Here is a 17,476-nt window from a genome sequence, read left to right as displayed (position 1 = left end):
CACATGACTGAGCAGGCGGTCCGCTGGACGGCGGAACAGGTACTGGCTCTGGCTCCTGACGATGCCTCACGCAAGGCGGGAGGCAGACTCGGCGGGGCGGGTCCGTGGTCGCAGATCGGAGGTTCCGCTTCCGGTTCGCTGTGGGGGTTGTGCAAGGGCAGCGGCAGCACGCCGTACCGGACGGTCGTGGACCTGGCGGGGCCGGCGTACAAGTGCTCCTGCCCGAGCCGGAAGTTCCCGTGCAAGCACGCGCTGGGGCTGCTTCTGCTCTGGTCGGCGGAGGGGGTGGGCGAGCCGGGCGAGGCGCCGGACTGGGCCGCGGAGTGGCTGGCGGACCGGGCGGCGAAAGCCGCGCGCCCGACCGCCCCGGCGGGCAGGCCGGCGGATGAGGAGGGCGCCCGGCGGCGGGCCGAGCGACGGGCGGCGCGGATAGGCGCGGGCGTCACCGAGCTGGAGCAGCGGCTGGCCGATCTGCTGCGGGGCGGTCTCGCCGGGCAGGAACAGTCGGGCTACGCGGCGTGGGAGGAGACGGCCGCCCGGATGGTCGACGCCCAGGCGCCCGGACTGGCCGGACGGGTCCGGGAGTTGGGGACGATACCCAGTTGCGGCCCCGGCTGGCCCGCCCGGATGCTTGAGGAGGCGGCGCTGCTGCACCTGCTGGACCGGGCCTGGCTGGGGGTGGCCGCGTTGCCGGAACAGCTGGCGGCGACCGTGCGCAGCCGGGTGGGACTGCCGGCCTCCGGGGAGGGGGAGGCCGTACGGGACCACTGGCTGGTGCTGGCCCAGTACGACTCGGTGTCGCCGGACGGCCGGCTCACCACCCGCCGGATATGGCTGCGCGGGCTGGGGAGCGGGCGGCCGGCCCTGGTGCTGGACTTCGGACCGCCCGGGCGGCCACCGGGGCTGGCACTGCCAGTGGGGCTGGTGCTGGAGGCGGACGTCCGCTTCCGGCCCGGGTCGGCGGGGCTGCGGGCGGATCTCGGGGAGAGGTCCTCGGCGGCCGTGCCGTGCGCGGAGGTTCCGGCCGGGGTGAGCACCGGGGCCGCCCTGGAGGCATACGGGGCTGCGCTGCGGGATGACCCGTGGCTGGAGTCCTGGCCGGTGGTGCTCGGCCCGGTGATCCCGATACCTGGAGAGCTCGGCTGGCAGCTGGCGGATGCGGAGGGCACCTCCGCCCTGCCGGTGCCCCTCACCGGGGCCGGGAGCCGCTCCCGCCCGGGTCTGTGGCAGCTGGCCGCGTTGTCGGGCGGGGGCCCGGTGACGGTGTTCGGGGAGTGCGGCCACCGCGGCTTCACCCCCCTGACGGCCTGGCAGCCGGGCTCACCCGAGCCGGTGCCGCTGGCCTGAACAAGGGGCGGAGACAAAGGGGAAATCGCTGGGGGCCTGGGGGGTTCTATGCCGTCGCGGGAGCGACGGGCAGGACACGGCGGCGCGGGGGCGTCGGCGTGAAGTGACGAGAAGCCGGGGGGCTTTGCCGTGAACGACAACCACGCCAGCTAGAGCCGAAGCGGATGTGACGGCGACATCGACAGCTCCGGTCCCGCGGAGGGGGCGGGACCGGGGCGCATTACTCGCAGAGGGCAGAGGGAGGGGTTCGATGGGCAAGGGCGACGAGGGGTACGGGGACTGGGAGGAGCTGGTCGGCGCCGCGCTGCTGGGCACCGACCGGCGCCGGGGCGGGGGCCCGGCCGGTTCGCCGGAGGCCCTGCTGGACGCGGCGGCCGTGCACACCGTGCGGCGCCGGGCCGGGCTGCGGCCGGCCGAGGCGGGCCCGCGCCCGGAGCCCGCGCCGCGGGACCCGCGCCCGGCACCACCGGCGGCGGCCCGGCAGCGGCTCGCGCAGCTGCTGGCCGACCGGACCGCTGCGGGCGGCGGCGGGCGGCGCGGTGCGGCCCCGGATCTGACGGAGCTGCTGCCCCAATGGCTGGCCGCGGCCGGGCGGCACGGCTACCGCTCACCGGCCGCGCTCGTGCCCACGCTGCTGGACGCGGCCCGGGCCCGTACGGACCTGCGGGCACCGGCACTGGCTCTGGCCGGGGCGCGGGGCCTGTGGCTGGCGCGGCTGAATCCGGACTGGCGGTTCGCCCTGCGCGGCGGGGCCGGAGGGGCCGGGGAGCTGCCGGACGTGACCGACCGGGCCGGGGTGGAACGGCTGTGGCAGGAGGGGTTGTTCGCGGAGCGGGTGGCGCTCCTGGGGGCGGTACGGGCCCACGAGGCGGCGGCCGCGCCGAGGCTGCTGGAGACGACCTGGGCCACGGAGCGGGCCGAGGACCGGCTGATGTTCCTCGATTCGTTGCGGGCGGGGCTGTCGCCGCAGGACGAGCCGTTCCTGGAGGCTGCCCTGGGCGACCGCAGCCGCAATGTCCGCGCGACGGCGGCCGAGCTGCTGTCGGCGCTGCCGGGCTCGGCGCTGGCCGGGCGGATGGCGGAGCGCGCCCTGGCCTGCGTGGGCTCCGAGGGGGTGACCCCGCCGGCCGAGTGCGATGCGGGGATGCTGCGGGACGGGGTGGTCAAGCGGCCGCCCGCCGGGCGGGGGGAACGGGCCTGGTGGCTCGGCCAGTTGGTGGAGGCGGCACCCCTGTCCTGCTGGCGGGAGCGGTTCGGCGGGCTGGGCCCGGCGGAGATCGTGGCGCTGCCGGTGGCCGGGGGCGAGGAGTGGCGGGAGGAACTGCACGCGGCGTGGTGCCGGGCGGCGGTGCGCCAGCGCGACGCCGGGTGGTCGCGGGCCCTGCTCGGCGCGGCGTCCGCGCCTCCCGCGGCGGGGCCGGGGACGGCCTCGCTGGCGGAGCGGGCGAAGCTGCTGGAGACCCTGTCGGACGGGGAACGGGCGGACTGGGTCGCGGAGTTCATACGGGCGCACGGGCTCTCGGAGGCGTTCCAGCTGCTCGGGGTGTGCGTGGTGCCGTGGGCGGGGGCGCTGGGGCGGGCCGTGGTGGACGCGCTGGACTCCGCCCGGGAGGCGGGCAGCTATCCGTGGAGCTTCAGTGGGGTGATGGGGCTGGCGGAGCGCTGCCTCGATCCTGCGGAGGCTGGGCGGCTGGAGGTGCTGACCGCGGCGGCCTCGGTGCCGGCGGATGTGTCCTCTGGTGCCGCCGCGTACTGGGCGGAGGCGTTTCAGCGACTGGTGGCCACCCTTCGGCTGCGCGAGGCGATGCTGTCGGAACTGGCCCCGGCCTGACCCTCCCGGGGGGGGCGGGTTCCGCTGCGCGGGGCCTTCCCCCACCCCGCCCCTTCCCGAAACCGGGCTCCGCCCGGACCCGCGCCTCAATCGCCGGCGCGGCTCAAAGACCTGGGGCTCCGCCCCAGACCCTCGCCGGCGCCGCTCAAAGACCTGGGGCTCCGCCCCAGACCCTCCCCCAGACTCCGTCCGGGGGGACCCCCACGCCTCAAACGCCGGCGAGGCTTGATGGTGCCGCGCCAAAGGGACGGCATCGGCCAGATTCAGCCTCGCCGACCCTGCTACTGGCGGACGTTGCCGCGGACCCAGTCCACGATGGCTGTCGTCGTCGCGCCCGGGGTGAAGATCTCGGCCACGCCCTTTTCCTTCAGGGGGGCGATGTCGTCCTCCGGGATGATGCCGCCGCCGAAGACCTTGATGTCCTCCGCGTCGCGCTCCTTGAGGAGTTCCAGCACGCGCACGAAGAGCGTGTTGTGGGCGCCGGAGAGGATCGAGAGGCCGATGGCGTCGGCGTCCTCCTGGATGGCGGTGTCCACGATCTGCTCGGGGGTCTGGTGGAGGCCGGTGTAGATGACCTCCATGCCCGCGTCACGCAGCGCACGCGCGATCACCTTCGCGCCGCGGTCGTGGCCGTCGAGACCCGGCTTGGCCACCACCACACGGATCGGACCGGTCACACCCATCGCACTGCCTCCCGAGTGAACGAACGTTAAGTACAGCATCGCGCACGCCGCCGTTTCACGGTCAACCAGGAGGGGGAAATCACACGTGGGACGGCATTGCGCCACCGTGCCGACAGCCGCACGGCACGGTGGCGCGACCGGCCGCAGTCCCAGGAGGCTCAGGGGAGGCCGTCGATGGGGCTGTCCATACCCGTGTCCATACCCGTATCCGGCGCCGCGCTGCGGGCCGGAGCGCTCGAGGTGGTCGTGCTCGGCGGGCACCTCCTCCTGTATCCCACCGGAGTGTGCCAGGAGAAGGTCGGCGCCGGCTCACCGACGACACCTTCCTCCGCGACACGCCCGCCCGTTCTCCTCCTCCACGGGTTCACCGACAACCGCTCCGTCTTCGTCCTGCTGCGCCGCGCCCTCGGGGCGGGCGGGCGGCGGCACGTGGAGGCGTACAACTACTCGCCCTTCACCCGCGACCTGCGCGTGACGGCCCGCCACCTGGCCCGGCGCGTGGAGGAGCTCTGCGCGCGCACCGGGCAGGAGCGCGTGGACCTGGTCGGCCACAGCCTGGGCGGGCTGGTCGGCCGGTACTACGTCCAGCGCCTCGGCGGCGACGCCCGCGTCCGGACGCTCGTCACGCTCGGCACCCCGCACTCCGGCACGCTGGTCGCCCCCTTCATGGACGCGCACCCACTGGTCCGGCAGATGCGCCCCGACTCCGAGGTGCTGGCCGAGCTGGCCGCGCCGTCGCCCGGCTGCGCGACCCGATGTGTGGCGTTCTGGAGCGAGTTCGACACGTTGATGACCCCGGTCGGTACGGCCCGCATCGAGCATCCGGATCTACGCGTGGAGAACGTCCTGGTCACCGGCATCGGGCACCTCGCCCTGCCCGCGCATCCCACCGTGATCGCGGCGGTCCGGCGCGCCCTCGACGGGCCCGGCCTGGCCGTGGCGGAGAGCTCGGAAGCCACGTCCGTCGCATAGACGCGCAATGACACAGAGTCGAACGAATTTCGAACTCAAGGCCAAGGGTGCGTCTTTGTGCGACCGAAAGACGGCCGAATGCCCGGTTCCCGGGATATGGAACCCCTCCGAAGATTGTCGTTGCGAGTAACCGCCGGGTACAGTCACGCCACTGCTCTCCTCCGGGGAACCTCACGTTCCCCGGCCACCCAGGCCCCCGACGCCGAGGCGAAAGAGAAGTTGGTGAACGACCGCCCCTCGCCGGGCCAGTACCCGGATCCCGGGTATGACGGCCTTGCCACCACCACTTTCGCTGGTGACTCGACCTACGTTTCCTACGAAACGCAGGGCCAGGGGGTCAACTACGCGGCATACGGCTCCTATGAGACCGGCGCGTACGACACCACGGCGTGGACCTCGCAGGACCCTTACCTGTCCACGATCCCGGCCCAGGCCGTCCCCGCGGACGCCACCGGCCAGTGGGATGCGAACGCCTGGAGCACGCCGAGCGCACCGAGCGCGGACTACTCGGGCTACACCGAGTACCAGCAGCCGCAGGCCTCGTTCGGCTACGACACCTCCGCCGAGCAGACCGGCCACTGGGCGATGCCGGGCTACGGCACCCTCACCGGTACCGAGACGGGGGCGTACGACGCCACCGCCTGGAACACCGTCACGGAGACGCAGACCCAGACCCAGCCGCAGCCCGACTCCGGCTACGCGTACGGATACGAGTACCAGCAGCCCGCGCAGCCGGAGCAGGGGTACGCGCAGGAGTACGCGCAGGAGTACACGTACGAGGCGGCGGGGGCTCCCGAGGCGCCCTACAGCGAGACCGCGCTCTTCGACGTCGTCACCGACGAAGCACCCGCGACATCCGAAGCACCCGATGCGCCCGACGTGCACGAAGTACCCGAGGTGCACGACCTTCCCACCCAGGCCGTGCCCGTGACCTCCGTGCCGCGCGCCGCGCGCCGGACCGCCGCCAAGGGCAACCCCAAGGGCAGCGCCAAGGCCGGCAACAGCCGTCGCCGCACCCCGGCGAAGCGTTCCGCCTTGTTGACCGTGGCCGTGCCCTCCGCCTGCGTGATGGGCGTCGCCGGTGTCGCGGCCGCCTCCGTCGGCGGGCTCACCGGCACGGAGAAGCCCGCCGAGGACACCACCACGATGGCCGCGCCCGACCCGGCCTCGGTGAAGCCCGTCGCGGCGAACACCAAGCTCGACACCCAGCTGGCGGCGCTCAGCGCCGACGCGGGCGACTTCGCGGACCGCGCGAGCCGCACGCAGGAGCGCCTCGACCTGCGCCAGCGCCAGGAGGACGAGAAGAAGAAGAAGGCGGAGGAGGCCGCGGCCAAGGAGGCGGCCCGACCCAAGTTCGCGATCCCCGTCGAGCAGCACGGCCTCAGCGCCAGCTTCGGCCAGGCCGGCGGCATGTGGATGTCCGTGCACACGGGCATCGACTTCCCGGTCTCGTACGGCACCCCGGTCATGGCCGCCACCGACGGCACCGTGCGCACCCAGTACAACAGCGCCTACGGGAACATGGCCATAGTCACCTCGCCCGACGGCACCGAGACCTGGTACTGCCACCTCAGCAGCACCAAGATCCGGGGTGGCAAGGTCAAGGCCGGCGACGTCATCGCGTACTCCGGCAACTCCGGCAACTCCACCGGACCGCACCTCCACTTCGAGGTGCGGCCGGGCGGCGGGTCCGCGATCGACCCCCTGCCGTGGCTCCGCAGCCACGGCCTGAACCCGGCCTGAACCGGCCTGAGCCCCCAAGCCCCCCCCCGGGCGGGGTCAGAGCTTCTGCACCGGCGCGTAGCGCAGCAGCAGCCGCTTCGGCTTGTCGTCCCCGAAGTCGATGGTGGCCTGCGCGTCCGCGCCCGCTCCCTTGACCTCCATGACGGTGCCGAGCCCGAACTGGTCGTGCGTGACCCGGTCCCCGACCACCAGCGCGATGACCGGCTTGTCGGCGGCCCGGCGCGTCGCGAACCCGGACGGGCCCGACTTCGTACGCGACGAGGACAGGAACGACTCCGGCGAGGTGCCGAACGAGGCCTTGCCGCCGCCGGAGCCGCCCGATCCTGAAGACCCGTAGCCCGAGCTCCGCATCGGTCCGGCCGGCTTCTGGGCCGCGCCCGTGCGCTTCCACTGCAGGTACTCGGCCGGGATCTCCTCCAGGAACCGCGACGGCGGGTTGTACGAGGGGGTCCCCCACGCACTGCGCATCGAGGACCGGGTCAGGTACAGCCGCTCGCGGGCGCGCGTGATGCCGACGTACGCGAGGCGGCGCTCCTCCTCGAGCTCCTTGGTCTGGCCCAGCGACCGCATGTGCGGGAAGACCCCGTCCTCCATGCCGGTCAGGAAGACCACCGGGAACTCCAGGCCCTTGGCGGTGTGCAGGGTCATGAGCGTGATGACGCCGCTGCCGTCGGTGTCCTCGTCCGGGATCTGGTCGGAGTCGGCGACGAGCGCGACCTGCTCCAGGAACTCGGCGAGCGTGCCGGGGCCGGGAGCCGGGGCACCGGTCTCGGCCGCCTCGGTGGTCGCCGCCTCGCGCGCCTGCTCGAACTCCAGCGCCACCGCCGCCAGTTCCTGGAGGTTCTCGATCCGCGTCTCGTCCTGCGGGTCGGTCGACGCCTGGAGCTCGGCGAGGTAGCCCGTACGCTCCAGCACCGCCTCCAGCACCACCGCCGGGCCCGCGCCCGAGTCGACGATCGTACGGAGCTCCTCCATCAGCACGTTGAACCGCTTCACCGCGTTGGTGGAGCGCGCGGCCATGCCGAAGGCCTCGTCCACGCGCCGCAGCGCCTGCGGGAAGGTGATCTTCTCGCGCATCGCCAGGGCGTCGATCATCGCCTCGGCGCGCTCGCCGATGCCGCGCTTGGGCACGTTCAGGATGCGGCGGAGCGGGACGTTGTCCTCGGGGTTCGCGAGGACGCGCAGGTACGCGAGGACGTCGCGGACCTCCTTGCGCTCGTAGAAGCGGACGCCGCCGACGACCTTGTAGGGCAGCCCGACCCGGATGAAGATCTCCTCGAACACACGCGACTGCGCGTTGGTCCGGTAGAAGATCGCGACGTCGCCCGCCTTGGCGTCCCCGGCGTCCGTCAGCCGGTCGATCTCGTCGGCGATGAACTGCGCCTCGTCGTGCTCGGTGTCCGCGACGTAGCCGGTGATCACGGCGCCGCTGCCGGCCTCGGTCCACAGGTTCTTGGCGCGGCGGTTCTCGTTGCGCTCGATGACCGCGTTGGCCGCGGAGAGGATCGTCTGCGTGGAGCGGTAGTTCTGCTCCAGCAGGATCGTCGTCGCGTCCTTGTAGTCCTCCTCGAACTGGAGGATGTTGCGGATGGTCGCGCCGCGGAAGGCGTAGATCGACTGGTCGGCGTCACCCACCACGCACAGCTCGGCGGGCGGCAGGTCCGGGTAACCGGTACCGACCAGCTCGCGCACGAGCGTGTACTGGGCGTGGTTGGTGTCCTGGTACTCGTCCACCAGGACGTGCCGGAAGCGGCGCCGGTAGTGCTCGGCGACGTCCGGGAAGGCCTGGAGCAGGTGGACGGTGGTCATGATGATGTCGTCGAAGTCCAGCGCGTTGGCCTCGCGCAGCCGCCCCTGGTACATCGCGTACGCCTGGGCCAGGGTCTTCTCGAAGCCGTCCGCGGCCTGGTCGGCGAAGGCTTCCTCGTCGATCAGCTCGTTCTTCAGGTTCGAGATCTTGGCGTTGAAGGCCTTGGGCGGGAACTTCTTCGGGTCCAGGTCCAGGTCGCGGCAGACGAGCGCCATCAGGCGCTTCGAGTCGGCCGCGTCGTAGATCGAGAACGAGGACGTGAACCCGAGCCGCTTGGACTCGCGGCGCAGGATACGGACGCACGCGCTGTGGAAGGTGGAGACCCACATGGCGTTCGCGCGCGGGCCGACCAGGCCCTCGACGCGCTCCTTCATCTCACCGGCGGCCTTGTTGGTGAAGGTGATCGCCAGGATCTGGCCGGGGTGGACGTTCCGCGCGGACAGCAGGTGCCCGATCCGGTGGGTCAGCACCCGGGTCTTGCCGGAGCCGGCGCCGGCCACGATCAGCAGCGGCGAGCCGGCGTGCACCACGGCCGCGCACTGCTGCTCGTTCAGCCCGTCCAGGAGCGCCGCCGGGTCGATGACGGGCCTGGGGGCTCCGTCCCGGTAGTACGCGTCCCCGCTCATGGGCACGTCGAACCGACCCCCGAAGAGATCGTCCGCGCCCGCTTCGGGGGCTGCGTGATCCTCGGGCGGCGGCGGGACCTCGTCGGAGGGGGTGAGGTCCGCCAGGAAACTGTCGTCAAAGAGGCTGCTCATCGCATTCCGAGTCTAGGGGGCGGGACCGACAGCCGGTTCCGCACCCGGAAAATCCGTCCCCAGTACGACGCCCAGCAGGCCGGGGAAGCGGAGCTCCAGGTCCTGGCGGCGCAGCGCGAGGTAGAGCTTGCGGCCCTGCGGGCGCTGGCAGATCACGCCGCTCTCGCGCAGCGTCCGGAGGTGGTGCGTGACGCTCGACCTGGGCAGGTCCGGCACCACCTCGCCGCAGAACGCCTCCTCGCCGGAGGCGAGCTTGCGGACGATCTCCAGCCGGACCGGATGTCCGAGCGCGGCGAGGACCTCGACCAGTTCGAGGCGGTCGGCGGTGGGGTGGGTGAGGTCAGCAGCGGCGGCCATGGATCCCACTGTACGCAGATCTCGTACAGACATTGCCAGACCGTACGAAGATCTCGTACAGTCTGGACCGTACGAGATCTTCGTACGGTCATCCGGCCGTCTCTACGTGAGGACCCCCATGCCCACGACCACCGCCCCGCTCGACGACGCCTCCCTCGCCGCCTCCCTCGACGGCGGCTTCACCAGCCGTCACGCCGAGGTCAACGGCACCCGCCTGCACTATGTGGAGGGCGGCAGCGGCGAACCGCTCGTCCTCCTCGGCGGCTGGCCGCAGACCTGGTGGCAGTGGAACAAGGTGCTGCCCGCCCTGGCCCGCCGGTACCGGGTGATCGCCGTGGACCTGCGCGGCATGGGCGGCTCCGCCAAGCCCGAGGCCGGCTACGACAAGAAGACGATGGCCGCCGACGTCCACGCCCTCCTCGGCCACCTCTCCATCGCGTCCGCCCACGTCGTCGGCCACGACATCGGCGCGATGGTCGCCTACGCCTTCGCCGCCAACCACCCCGGGGCCACCTGCCGGATCGCCCTCCTCGACGTCTCGCATCCCGAGGAGGCCTGGGCCCGGATGACCCTGCTGCCCCAGCCCGACGTCCGCCACCTGTGGTGGTTCGCCTTCAACCAGGTCCAGGGCCTTCCCGAGCAGCTCCTGGAAGGCCGCTACCACCTCCTGCTGGACTGGCTGTTCACGGCCATGACCACCGACCCCGCCTCCATCGACGCCCACTCCCGCGCCGTGTACGCCCGCGCGTACGACTCCCCGGACGCGATCCGGGCCGGCAACGGCTGGTACCGCGCCTTCGGCCAGGACATCGCCGACCTCGCGGCCTACCCGCCCGTGACCGTCCCGCTGCTCGCCCTCGGCGGCGAGCACAGCAACTACGAACGCCTGGTGGCCGCCGTCCCGGCACTGGGCACCGACACCCGGGTCGTCCGCGTCGACGGCAGCGGGCACTACCTCCCGGAGGAGCGGCCGGAGACCGTCGTCGCCGAACTGGTCGCGTTCTTCGGGTGACCGCTGCCCCTCCGAGCGGGAGGGTAGGCGGGGAGCGCGGGCCCCTCCCCTTCTACCCTCCAGCCCGCCCGGAGGACGCCGACGGCCGCCCCGTACGCTCGGCGCATGACCGTCCTGATCAATGTCTTCGTCGGCCTGCACATCATCGGGATCGCCTCGCTCCTCGGCGGTTTCCTGACCCAGATGAAGGCGATGGGCGCGGGCACCGCCCGCTTCGTGCCCGCCATGCTGCACGGCGCGCTGACGATGCTCGTCACCGGCGTGCTCCTGGTCGGCTTCAACGAGATGGACGGCACCGCCGTCAACAACATCAAGATCGGCGTGAAGCTCGCGATCCTCTTCGTGATCCTCGCCCTCGTCTACGTCAAGCGTGACGAGGAGCGGGTGGAGAAGGCCCTGTTCGGGGCGGTCGGCGGACTGACCGTGGTCAATATCTTCATCGCCACCCTCTGGCACTGATCCGCTTCGGTCCCGGGCGGCCATCCCCGGTCGCATCAGGCCACTTACGGTCATCCCGTCATCTGCCCGTTACCTGCGGGTCTAGCGTCCTCCTCCAAGCACCGACAGAGGAAGGACGTGAGGCCCTCGTGGCCAGTCATCGAAAGCCCAGGCAGCGCCCGCTTTCCGGCGGCACCGTTCGGACCGCCGCCACCACCCTCGCCCTCGCGGGCGCTGCCACCGCCACCGCCTTCGAAGGCACCTCCCAGGCCGACCCGCAGCCCACCGCCGCGCAGGTCGAGTCGGAGGTGGACCGGCTCTACGAGGAGGCGGAGGCGGCGACCGAGCGGTACAACGGGGCGAAGCAGAAGGCCGACGAGGCCGAGCACGCGCTGGCGGGACTGCGCGACGAGACCGCCCGCAAGACCGACCAGCTCAACGCCGCCCGTGGCACACTCGGTTCGCTCGCGGCCGGTCAGTACCGCAGCGGGGGGACCCTGGGCACCGCGGTGAAGCTCGCGACGGCCACCAACCCGCAGGAGTACCTCTCCCAGGCCTCCTTCATCACCCGGGCCGGGGACCGCAACGCCGTCGGGATCAGCACCGTACGCCGCAAGCTCGACGAGGTCGGCAAGCTGCGGGAGCAGGCCGCCGGGCGGCTCGCCGACCTCCGCGCGCAGCGGGACGAACTCGCCGAGCGCAAGGCCGAGATCGAGGGCAAGCTCGCCACCGCCAAGCAGCTGCTGGCCAGGCTCACCGCCGAGCAGCGGGCCGCGTACGAGGTCCGTACGGTCGGCGCCTCCCCGGCCGCCCGCCCACAGTCCGCGCCGCCCCCGCCCCCTTCCGACAGTTCGCGCGCGGCCCGCGCCGTGGCCTTCGCGCACGGGGCGATCGGCAGGCCGTACGTGTGGGGCGCGACGGGTCCGGGGTCCTTCGACTGCTCGGGCCTGACCCAGGCGGCCTGGCGCTCGGCCGGGGTCTCCCTCCCCCGCACCACCTACACCCAGATCAACGCCGGACAGCGCGTCTCCCGCGACCAGCTGGCCCCCGGCGACCTGGTGTTCTTCTACTCCGGGGTCACGCACGTCGGCATGTACATCGGCAACGGCCAGATGATCCACGCCCCGCGGCCCGGTTCGACGGTCCGGGTGGCCCCGATCGACTCGATGCCGTGGGCCGGCGCCTCCCGCCCCGCATGACAGCGGCTGCGGCAGCTCCGGCCGCTACGGCGTCTTGACCACGGTGCTGAGCCACTGGAAGGTCTGCGGCAGTTGCTTCGACCACGATTCGAGGTTGTGGCCGCCGACCACCTTCTCCGCGTGCACCACCGTCGGGTTCTGCGCGATCGCCTTGAGGTCCGTGCCGGACAGGTAGCCGTCCTGCTCGGCGCCCGACATCCACAGCGAGACCGCCGGCGGCGTGGGCGCGGCCTTGAGCACGTTCTTCAGGTTGTGCGTGGTGCGCAGCTGCGGATCCTGGGCGACCAGCGAGGAGGGCTCCTGGCCCGGGTCGTTGTAGCCGGACAGGGAGACGGCGGCGCTGTAGCGGTCGGGGTGGGCGATCGCCAGCTTGGCGGCGCAGTACGCGCCGGCCGAGTAGCCGGCCACGCCCCAGGTGCGGGCCTCGTCCGAGACGCGGAAGTTGTCGGTGACCATCTTGCGGACGTCGACGCTGAACCAGCTGTCGGCGTTGACCTTGCCGGGGATGTTGGCGCAGCCGGTGTCGGCGTTGCCGAGCAGCATGGCGCGCGGCGAGACCAGGATGAACGGCTGCACCTTGCCGCTCTTCATCAGCGGCTCCAGCACCTCGTGCGCCTTGAGCCCCTGGAACCAGGACTTGCCCGTCCCCGGTATGCCCGGGATCAGCTCGACCACGGGGAACTTCTTGTCCTTGAAGGCCGGGTCGTCGTACTGCGGCGGCAGCCACACCATGACATCGCCCTTGACCCCGGAGATCTTGCCGTCGAGCTCGGTCTTCCGGACGCGGCCGCCGAGGCCTTCGACCGGCTGGAAGACCTGCTTCACCTTCGGCTCGGCCTTGACCTCCGCGGCCTTCTTCCCGCCGAGCCCGTCCGGCCCGAGGTCGGGGGCGGCGGTGACGTACTTGCCGGTGCCGAACAGATCCCCCCACGAGGCGTAGAAGTTCATGTCCCGGTTGAGCGCGATGAACACCACGGCGATGGCGGTGACCTGAGCGAACACCACCATCAGGGCGCGGGTGGCCACGCGTACGGCGGCGGGCCCGCGCACCTTGCTCCACACGGCCAGCGGCAGGACGACGGCGATCACGGTCAGCACGACCGCCGTCACGAACAGGGGAGTCCCCGTCAAGCTCATCACGGCAACGTAGAGGGCCGCACGGCCCGCCCCGGTTGCCCGGGCGGCCTGCGGCATGGGTCACACCGTTCCCTACCGGACGGTCACACCAGGCGGCGCGCGGTGGCCCAGCGGGTCAGCTCGTGCCGGTTCGACAGCTGGAGCTTCCTGAGCACCGCCGAGACGTGCGACTCCACCGTCTTCACCGAGATGAAGAGCTGCTTGGCGATCTCCTTGTACGCGTACCCGCGCGCGATCAGCCGCAGCACCTCGCGCTCGCGCTGGGTGAGGCGGTCCAGGTCCTCGTCGACCGGCGGCGCGTCCGTCGAGGCGAAGGCGTCGAGCACGAAGCCCGCCAGCCGCGGCGAGAACACCGCGTCCCCGTCCTGTACCCGGAAGACCGAGTCCACCAGGTCGGTGCCGGTGATGGTCTTGGTGACGTAGCCGCGCGCGCCGCCCCGGATGACCCCGATGACGTCCTCCGCCGCGTCCGACACCGACAGGGCCAGGAACCGCACCGGGTTCTCGGCCGCCGTCATCAGCGGGGCGCAGCGCCGCAGCACCTCGACCCCGCCGCCGCCGGGCAGGTGCACGTCCAGCAGGACGACCTCGGGCCGGGTGGCCGTGATGACGGTGACGGCCTGGTCGACGTCGGCGGCCTCGCCGACGACCTCGACGCCGGTCCGCGCGGTCTCGCCGATCTCGGCCTGTACGCCGGTTCGGAACATCCGGTGGTCGTCGACGAGCACCACCCGTACACGCCGGGCCTCGGTCGCGTTCTCGGTCGTCCCAGCTGCCTCGGTCATGCTGCGTTCGCCGCCCTCTCCATCTCCAGCTCGACTTCCGTGCCGCCGTCGGGCGCGGACCGCAGCCGTGCGGTCCCGCCGTTTCGCTGCATCCGGCCGATGATCGATTCTCGTACGCCCATGCGGTCGTCCGGTACCGCGTCGATGTCGAAGCCCGGTCCCCGGTCCCGTACGGACACGAACACCCTCTGCTCCTCCACCTCCGCGTACACCTGCACGGGCCCGCCCTCGCCACCGTACTTGGCGGCGTTGACCATTGCCTCGCGCGCGGCCTGGATCTGTGCCGCCAGCCGCTCGTCGAGGGGGCAGTCGCCGACGATCACGACCTCGATGGGGACGCCGTGGTGGTCCTCCACCTCGGCGGCGGTCTTCTTCACGGCCTCCGCCAGGGTGGCCGGCTCCTCGGCCTCGTCCTTGCCGGTGCCCTCGGGCTTGTACAGCCAGTTCCGCAGCTCCCGCTCCTGGGCCCGCGCGAGGCGGCGTACCTCTCCGACGTCCTCGGCGTTGCGCTGGATCAGGGTGAGGGTGTGCAGGACGGAGTCGTGCACGTGGGCGGCGACCTCGGCACGCTCCTGGGCGCGGATGCGCATCAGGCGCTCCTCGGAGAGGTCCTGGGTCATCCGGATCAGCCAGGGTCCGGCGAGCAGGGCGACGCCGACGAGGACGGCGAGGGTGGCGGTGAGGACGTTGCCGAGCTGCGCCGCGGAGCCGCGTACGACGATGAAGACGGTGAGGCCCACGCCGACCAGCACGACACCCGCGAGCGCCCGGGCGACGGGGAGGAGGCGCCCGTGCCGTGCGGCGGCCTCGTTCCAGTGGGCACGCCGGGAGTTGTCGGCCTGCCGCCATACGAGGACCACCCCGGCCCCGACCAGCAGCGTCGGCCACACGTACCGGCCGGAGGCGCCGCCGACCTGGACCTGGGAGATGAAGATGCCCGCGCCGATGCACAGGGCGATCAGCGCGGTGATCTGTCCCCGGTCGGGTTTGCGCAGGCGGCGGGTGCCGTCTGGCCGGCTCTCGAAGTAGGAGCGGTGTCCGGCGCGGCCGCCGACGCCGAGCGGTACGAAGACCCAGAAGGCGGCGTACAGCAGCACGCCGAGGCCGTCCCCCCACATGAACAGGCCGAGGAAAGCCAGCCGGACCCAGATCACCGGCAGCCCGAGGTGCCCGGCGAGACCGCGCGCGACACCGCCGAGCATCCGGCCGTCGGCGCTGCGGTAGAGCTTGCGCTGCGGGACGTCCTCAAGATCAGGTGCGTGCGGGGGACGGGGGGCGGCGGCTACGGGCATGTCACCGATGGTCACACGCGCGGGGGCGGCCGGACATCAGGGCTGCCCCCCAATTCCGCCCGGGGGATATCAGGGTTGTGCCAGGGTCGGGCCGGATGCCGCGGGCCGCCGGGGCCCGTCACCATGGACCCATGACCGAAGTACACGACGCCCCGCCGGAGCCCGGGGCACCCCAGTCCCCCGACGCCCGGCCTACCCTGCGCCGCAGCAAGCGCGACAAGGTCCTCGCGGGCGTGTGCGGAGGGCTGGGCCGGTACTTCGACCTGGACCCGGTGGTCTTCCGGATCGTCCTCGGTGTCCTCGCGGTCACCGGCGGCGTCGGACTGATCTTCTACGGCTTCGCGTGGCTGCTGCTCCCCCTGGAGGGCGAGGACGACAGCGAGGCGAAGAAGATGCTGACCGGCCGGGTCGAGGGCGCCACCCTCGCGGCGGTGTTCGCCGCCCTGGTCGGCTGCGCCCTGTTCCTGTCGATGCTGGACAACGGCGTCCTCGCGGTCTTCTCGGTGCTGGTCATCCTGGCGCTCGGCGGGGCCTCGTACTGGTCGCAGCGGCGGCGCCTCACCCAGCCCCCGGAGGCGCAGGCCCCCGCCGCGCACTCGCCCGCCCCGCCGGAGACGAAGGCTCCGCCCGCCCCGGGCAGCCCGTCGTGGTGGCGGGACCCGCTGGTCAAGGACGGCACCACCGGCCCGGTCGGCGGCACGGGGTACCTGTGGGGACCGGACGACGCCGCCGACGCGGTGCGCGCCGCCGGCACCCCGAAGGCGGCCGCGAAGGCGCCCGCCGTCCCGGCCCGCCCGCGCGGCGGGATCGGCGGCCGGGTCTTCGTACTGGCGCTGCTCGCCGGGATCATCGGTACCGCGGCCACCTGGCAGGACCATCCGCTGGGCGAGGCCCTGCAGACCGGGTTCGCCGCCGCGCTGGTCGTCTTCGGCCTGGGGCTCGCGGTCAGCTCCCTGCTGGGGCGCACCGGCTTCGGCACCGTCGTGCTGGCCCTGCTGACCTCGGGGCTGCTCGCGGTGGCGGCCGTACTGCCCCGGGACATCGGCACGGACTGGCGGGAGATCGAGTGGCGTCCGGCCGCGGTGGCCGACGTACGGCCCGTGTACGAGGCGGACACCGGGTTCGCCACCCTGGACCTCAGCCGCCTGGACGTGCCGAAGGGCACCACCCTGGACGTCGCGGCCTCCCTCGACGCGGGACGGCTCAAGGTGATCGTGCCCCGGGAGGTGACGGCCGAGGCCGACGTCACGATCGACCTGGGCGACATCCGGATGCCCGGCGACAGAAGCGAGGACGTACGCGTCCGCGGCGGCGGCGAGCACCAGCGGGAGACCCTGCCGCCCCCCGCCGGCACCGAGGCCGGCGGGACGATCAAGCTGCACCTGAACGCGGGTGTGGGACAGGTGGAGGTGGCCCGTGCGGCGTCATGAGTTCCAGCCGGGACGGCTGATCGCGGGCCTGGCCCTGCTGGTGGCGGGCGTGCTGTACCTGCTCGACAGCGGCGGCGAGGCCGACGTGCCCTGGTTCGTCGTGGTCCCCATCGCGCTGGGCGGGCTCTCGCTCGCGTCGCTCGTGGGGATGGTGACCTATGCCGTACGGCGGGACCAGCGCGATCGGATCACCGAGTCCAGGGACAGGTAGGGAGCCCCGGCGAGGATCAGCGGGGTCCAGGCCATCAGGTAGATCAGGTCGTTGCCGTAGTAGTACGGGGTCACCGCCCACGACACCGTGAGCCACAGGCTGAGCGAGATCAGCGCTCCGCCGACGGCCGCGACACGGGTCAGCAGGCCGGCCAGCGCCCCGAGGCCCACCAGGATCTCCCCGATGGCCAGGGTCACCGCGAAGCCGACGGGCGCCTTCAGCGCCAGGTCCACCAGGGCGGGGACGGCGGAGGTGTCGCGCACCCCGCGCATCAGCTCGCCGATGGAGCCCGCGCCGGAGGCGGAGAGGAATGCGGAGTCGGTCAGCTTGTCCAGACCCGCGTAGACGAAGGTCACGCCGAGGAAGATCCGCAGGGGCAGCAGTGCGTGCCGGGCCGCCGATTCCTTCAACGAGGAGGACTTCGGCGGGAGGATGCGAGAGACATCAGTTCGGGTCACGCGTCATGTGTAC

The 17,476-nt window shown here is 72.5% G+C and carries 16 protein-coding genes; 9 read left to right on the top strand and 7 right to left on the bottom strand.

What is annotated here, in order from left to right; all coding sequences use genetic code 11:
- Window positions 1–3 precede the first annotated feature (3 nt).
- Both ACGFYQ_RS24020 and ACGFYQ_RS24015 read left to right on the top strand, forming a co-directional pair.
- A complete protein-coding gene (locus ACGFYQ_RS24020) occupies window positions 4–1,347 on the top strand; it encodes an SWIM zinc finger family protein (RefSeq protein ID WP_393747042.1) in 1,344 nt (447 codons plus the stop codon).
- 250 nt (window positions 1,348–1,597) lie between these two features.
- On the top strand, window positions 1,598–3,178 hold the full coding sequence (locus ACGFYQ_RS24015) for a DUF5691 domain-containing protein (protein WP_393747040.1): 1,581 nt from the start codon (window positions 1,598–1,600) through the stop codon (window positions 3,176–3,178).
- A 281-nt stretch (window positions 3,179–3,459) separates the two neighbouring features.
- Here the strand turns inward: ACGFYQ_RS24015 and ACGFYQ_RS24010 are convergent, their stop codons facing one another.
- Window positions 3,460–3,861, bottom strand: a complete 402-nt coding sequence (locus tag ACGFYQ_RS24010) for a cobalamin B12-binding domain-containing protein (RefSeq protein ID WP_362394998.1) — start codon at window positions 3,859–3,861, stop codon at window positions 3,460–3,462.
- Window positions 3,862–4,035: 174 nt separating this feature from the next.
- On the opposite strand from ACGFYQ_RS24010, the gene ACGFYQ_RS24005 reads away from it, so the two are divergent.
- Both ACGFYQ_RS24005 and ACGFYQ_RS24000 read left to right on the top strand, forming a co-directional pair.
- Window positions 4,036–4,833 (top strand): esterase/lipase family protein, encoded by a 798-nt coding sequence (locus ACGFYQ_RS24005; protein ID WP_393747038.1) that lies wholly within the window; start codon window positions 4,036–4,038, stop codon window positions 4,831–4,833.
- Window positions 4,834–4,911: 78 nt separating this feature from the next.
- A complete protein-coding gene (locus ACGFYQ_RS24000; protein WP_393747036.1) occupies window positions 4,912–6,576 on the top strand; it encodes a peptidoglycan DD-metalloendopeptidase family protein in 1,665 nt (554 codons plus the stop codon).
- 36 nt (window positions 6,577–6,612) lie between these two features.
- On the opposite strand, the gene pcrA is transcribed toward ACGFYQ_RS24000, so the two are convergent.
- A complete protein-coding gene (gene pcrA / locus ACGFYQ_RS23995) occupies window positions 6,613–9,144 on the bottom strand; it encodes a DNA helicase PcrA (protein ID WP_393747034.1) in 2,532 nt (843 codons plus the stop codon).
- A gap of 12 nt (window positions 9,145–9,156) precedes the next feature.
- Window positions 9,157–9,501, bottom strand: a complete 345-nt coding sequence (locus ACGFYQ_RS23990) for an ArsR/SmtB family transcription factor (protein WP_393747032.1) — start codon at window positions 9,499–9,501, stop codon at window positions 9,157–9,159.
- Window positions 9,502–9,619: 118 nt separating this feature from the next.
- Here ACGFYQ_RS23990 and ACGFYQ_RS23985 point away from each other — a divergent pair, with 118 nt between their 5' ends.
- From ACGFYQ_RS23985 to ACGFYQ_RS23975, 3 genes are all read left to right on the top strand, one after another.
- Window positions 9,620–10,513, top strand: coding sequence for an alpha/beta fold hydrolase (locus ACGFYQ_RS23985; protein ID WP_393747030.1), 894 nt, complete (start codon window positions 9,620–9,622; stop codon window positions 10,511–10,513).
- Between the two features lie 105 nt (window positions 10,514–10,618).
- Complete coding sequence (locus ACGFYQ_RS23980; protein ID WP_393747028.1) at window positions 10,619–10,972, top strand: hypothetical protein; 354 nt, start codon at window positions 10,619–10,621, stop codon at window positions 10,970–10,972.
- A 128-nt stretch (window positions 10,973–11,100) separates the two neighbouring features.
- Entirely contained in the window at window positions 11,101–12,150 is a 1,050-nt protein-coding gene (locus ACGFYQ_RS23975) for an NlpC/P60 family protein (protein WP_393747026.1), read from the top strand.
- Window positions 12,151–12,174: 24 nt separating this feature from the next.
- Here the strand turns inward: ACGFYQ_RS23975 and ACGFYQ_RS23970 are convergent, their stop codons facing one another.
- The 3 genes from ACGFYQ_RS23970 to ACGFYQ_RS23960 form a co-directional block, all read right to left on the bottom strand.
- Window positions 12,175–13,287 (bottom strand): alpha/beta hydrolase, encoded by a 1,113-nt coding sequence (locus tag ACGFYQ_RS23970; RefSeq protein WP_393747024.1) that lies wholly within the window; start codon window positions 13,285–13,287, stop codon window positions 12,175–12,177.
- Window positions 13,288–13,370: 83 nt separating this feature from the next.
- Window positions 13,371–14,072 carry a LuxR C-terminal-related transcriptional regulator gene (locus ACGFYQ_RS23965; protein WP_393747022.1) on the bottom strand — a complete coding sequence of 234 codons (702 nt, stop codon included), beginning with the start codon at window positions 14,070–14,072 and terminating at the stop codon, window positions 13,371–13,373.
- Window positions 14,069–15,364 (bottom strand): PspC domain-containing protein, encoded by a 1,296-nt coding sequence (locus tag ACGFYQ_RS23960; protein WP_393747020.1) that lies wholly within the window; start codon window positions 15,362–15,364, stop codon window positions 14,069–14,071. Before ACGFYQ_RS23960 ends, ACGFYQ_RS23965 begins: the two co-directional genes overlap by 4 nt.
- Before the next feature lie 131 nt (window positions 15,365–15,495).
- Between ACGFYQ_RS23960 and ACGFYQ_RS23955 the strand changes: the two genes are divergently transcribed.
- Window positions 15,496–16,794, top strand: a complete 1,299-nt coding sequence (locus tag ACGFYQ_RS23955) for a PspC domain-containing protein (protein WP_393747018.1) — start codon at window positions 15,496–15,498, stop codon at window positions 16,792–16,794.
- The gene (locus ACGFYQ_RS23950; protein ID WP_393747016.1) at window positions 16,781–17,005 is read left to right on the top strand and encodes a hypothetical protein; all 225 of its coding nucleotides are present in this window, start codon (window positions 16,781–16,783) and stop codon (window positions 17,003–17,005) included. The genes ACGFYQ_RS23955 and ACGFYQ_RS23950 overlap by 14 nt, the downstream gene beginning before the upstream one ends.
- Here ACGFYQ_RS23950 and ACGFYQ_RS23945 read toward each other — a convergent pair.
- The gene (locus ACGFYQ_RS23945; RefSeq protein WP_393747014.1) at window positions 16,951–17,463 is read right to left on the bottom strand and encodes a DoxX family protein; all 513 of its coding nucleotides are present in this window, start codon (window positions 17,461–17,463) and stop codon (window positions 16,951–16,953) included. The genes ACGFYQ_RS23950 and ACGFYQ_RS23945 overlap by 55 nt on opposite strands.
- Between the last annotated feature and the right edge of the window lie 13 nt (window positions 17,464–17,476).

It is taken from the genome of Streptomyces sp. NPDC048258, from assembly GCF_043201995.1.
Classification (GTDB): domain Bacteria; phylum Actinomycetota; class Actinomycetes; order Streptomycetales; family Streptomycetaceae; genus Streptomyces.
The sequence above is the reverse complement of the archived record's forward strand: the minus strand, read 5'-3'. Positions and strand labels throughout refer to the sequence as shown.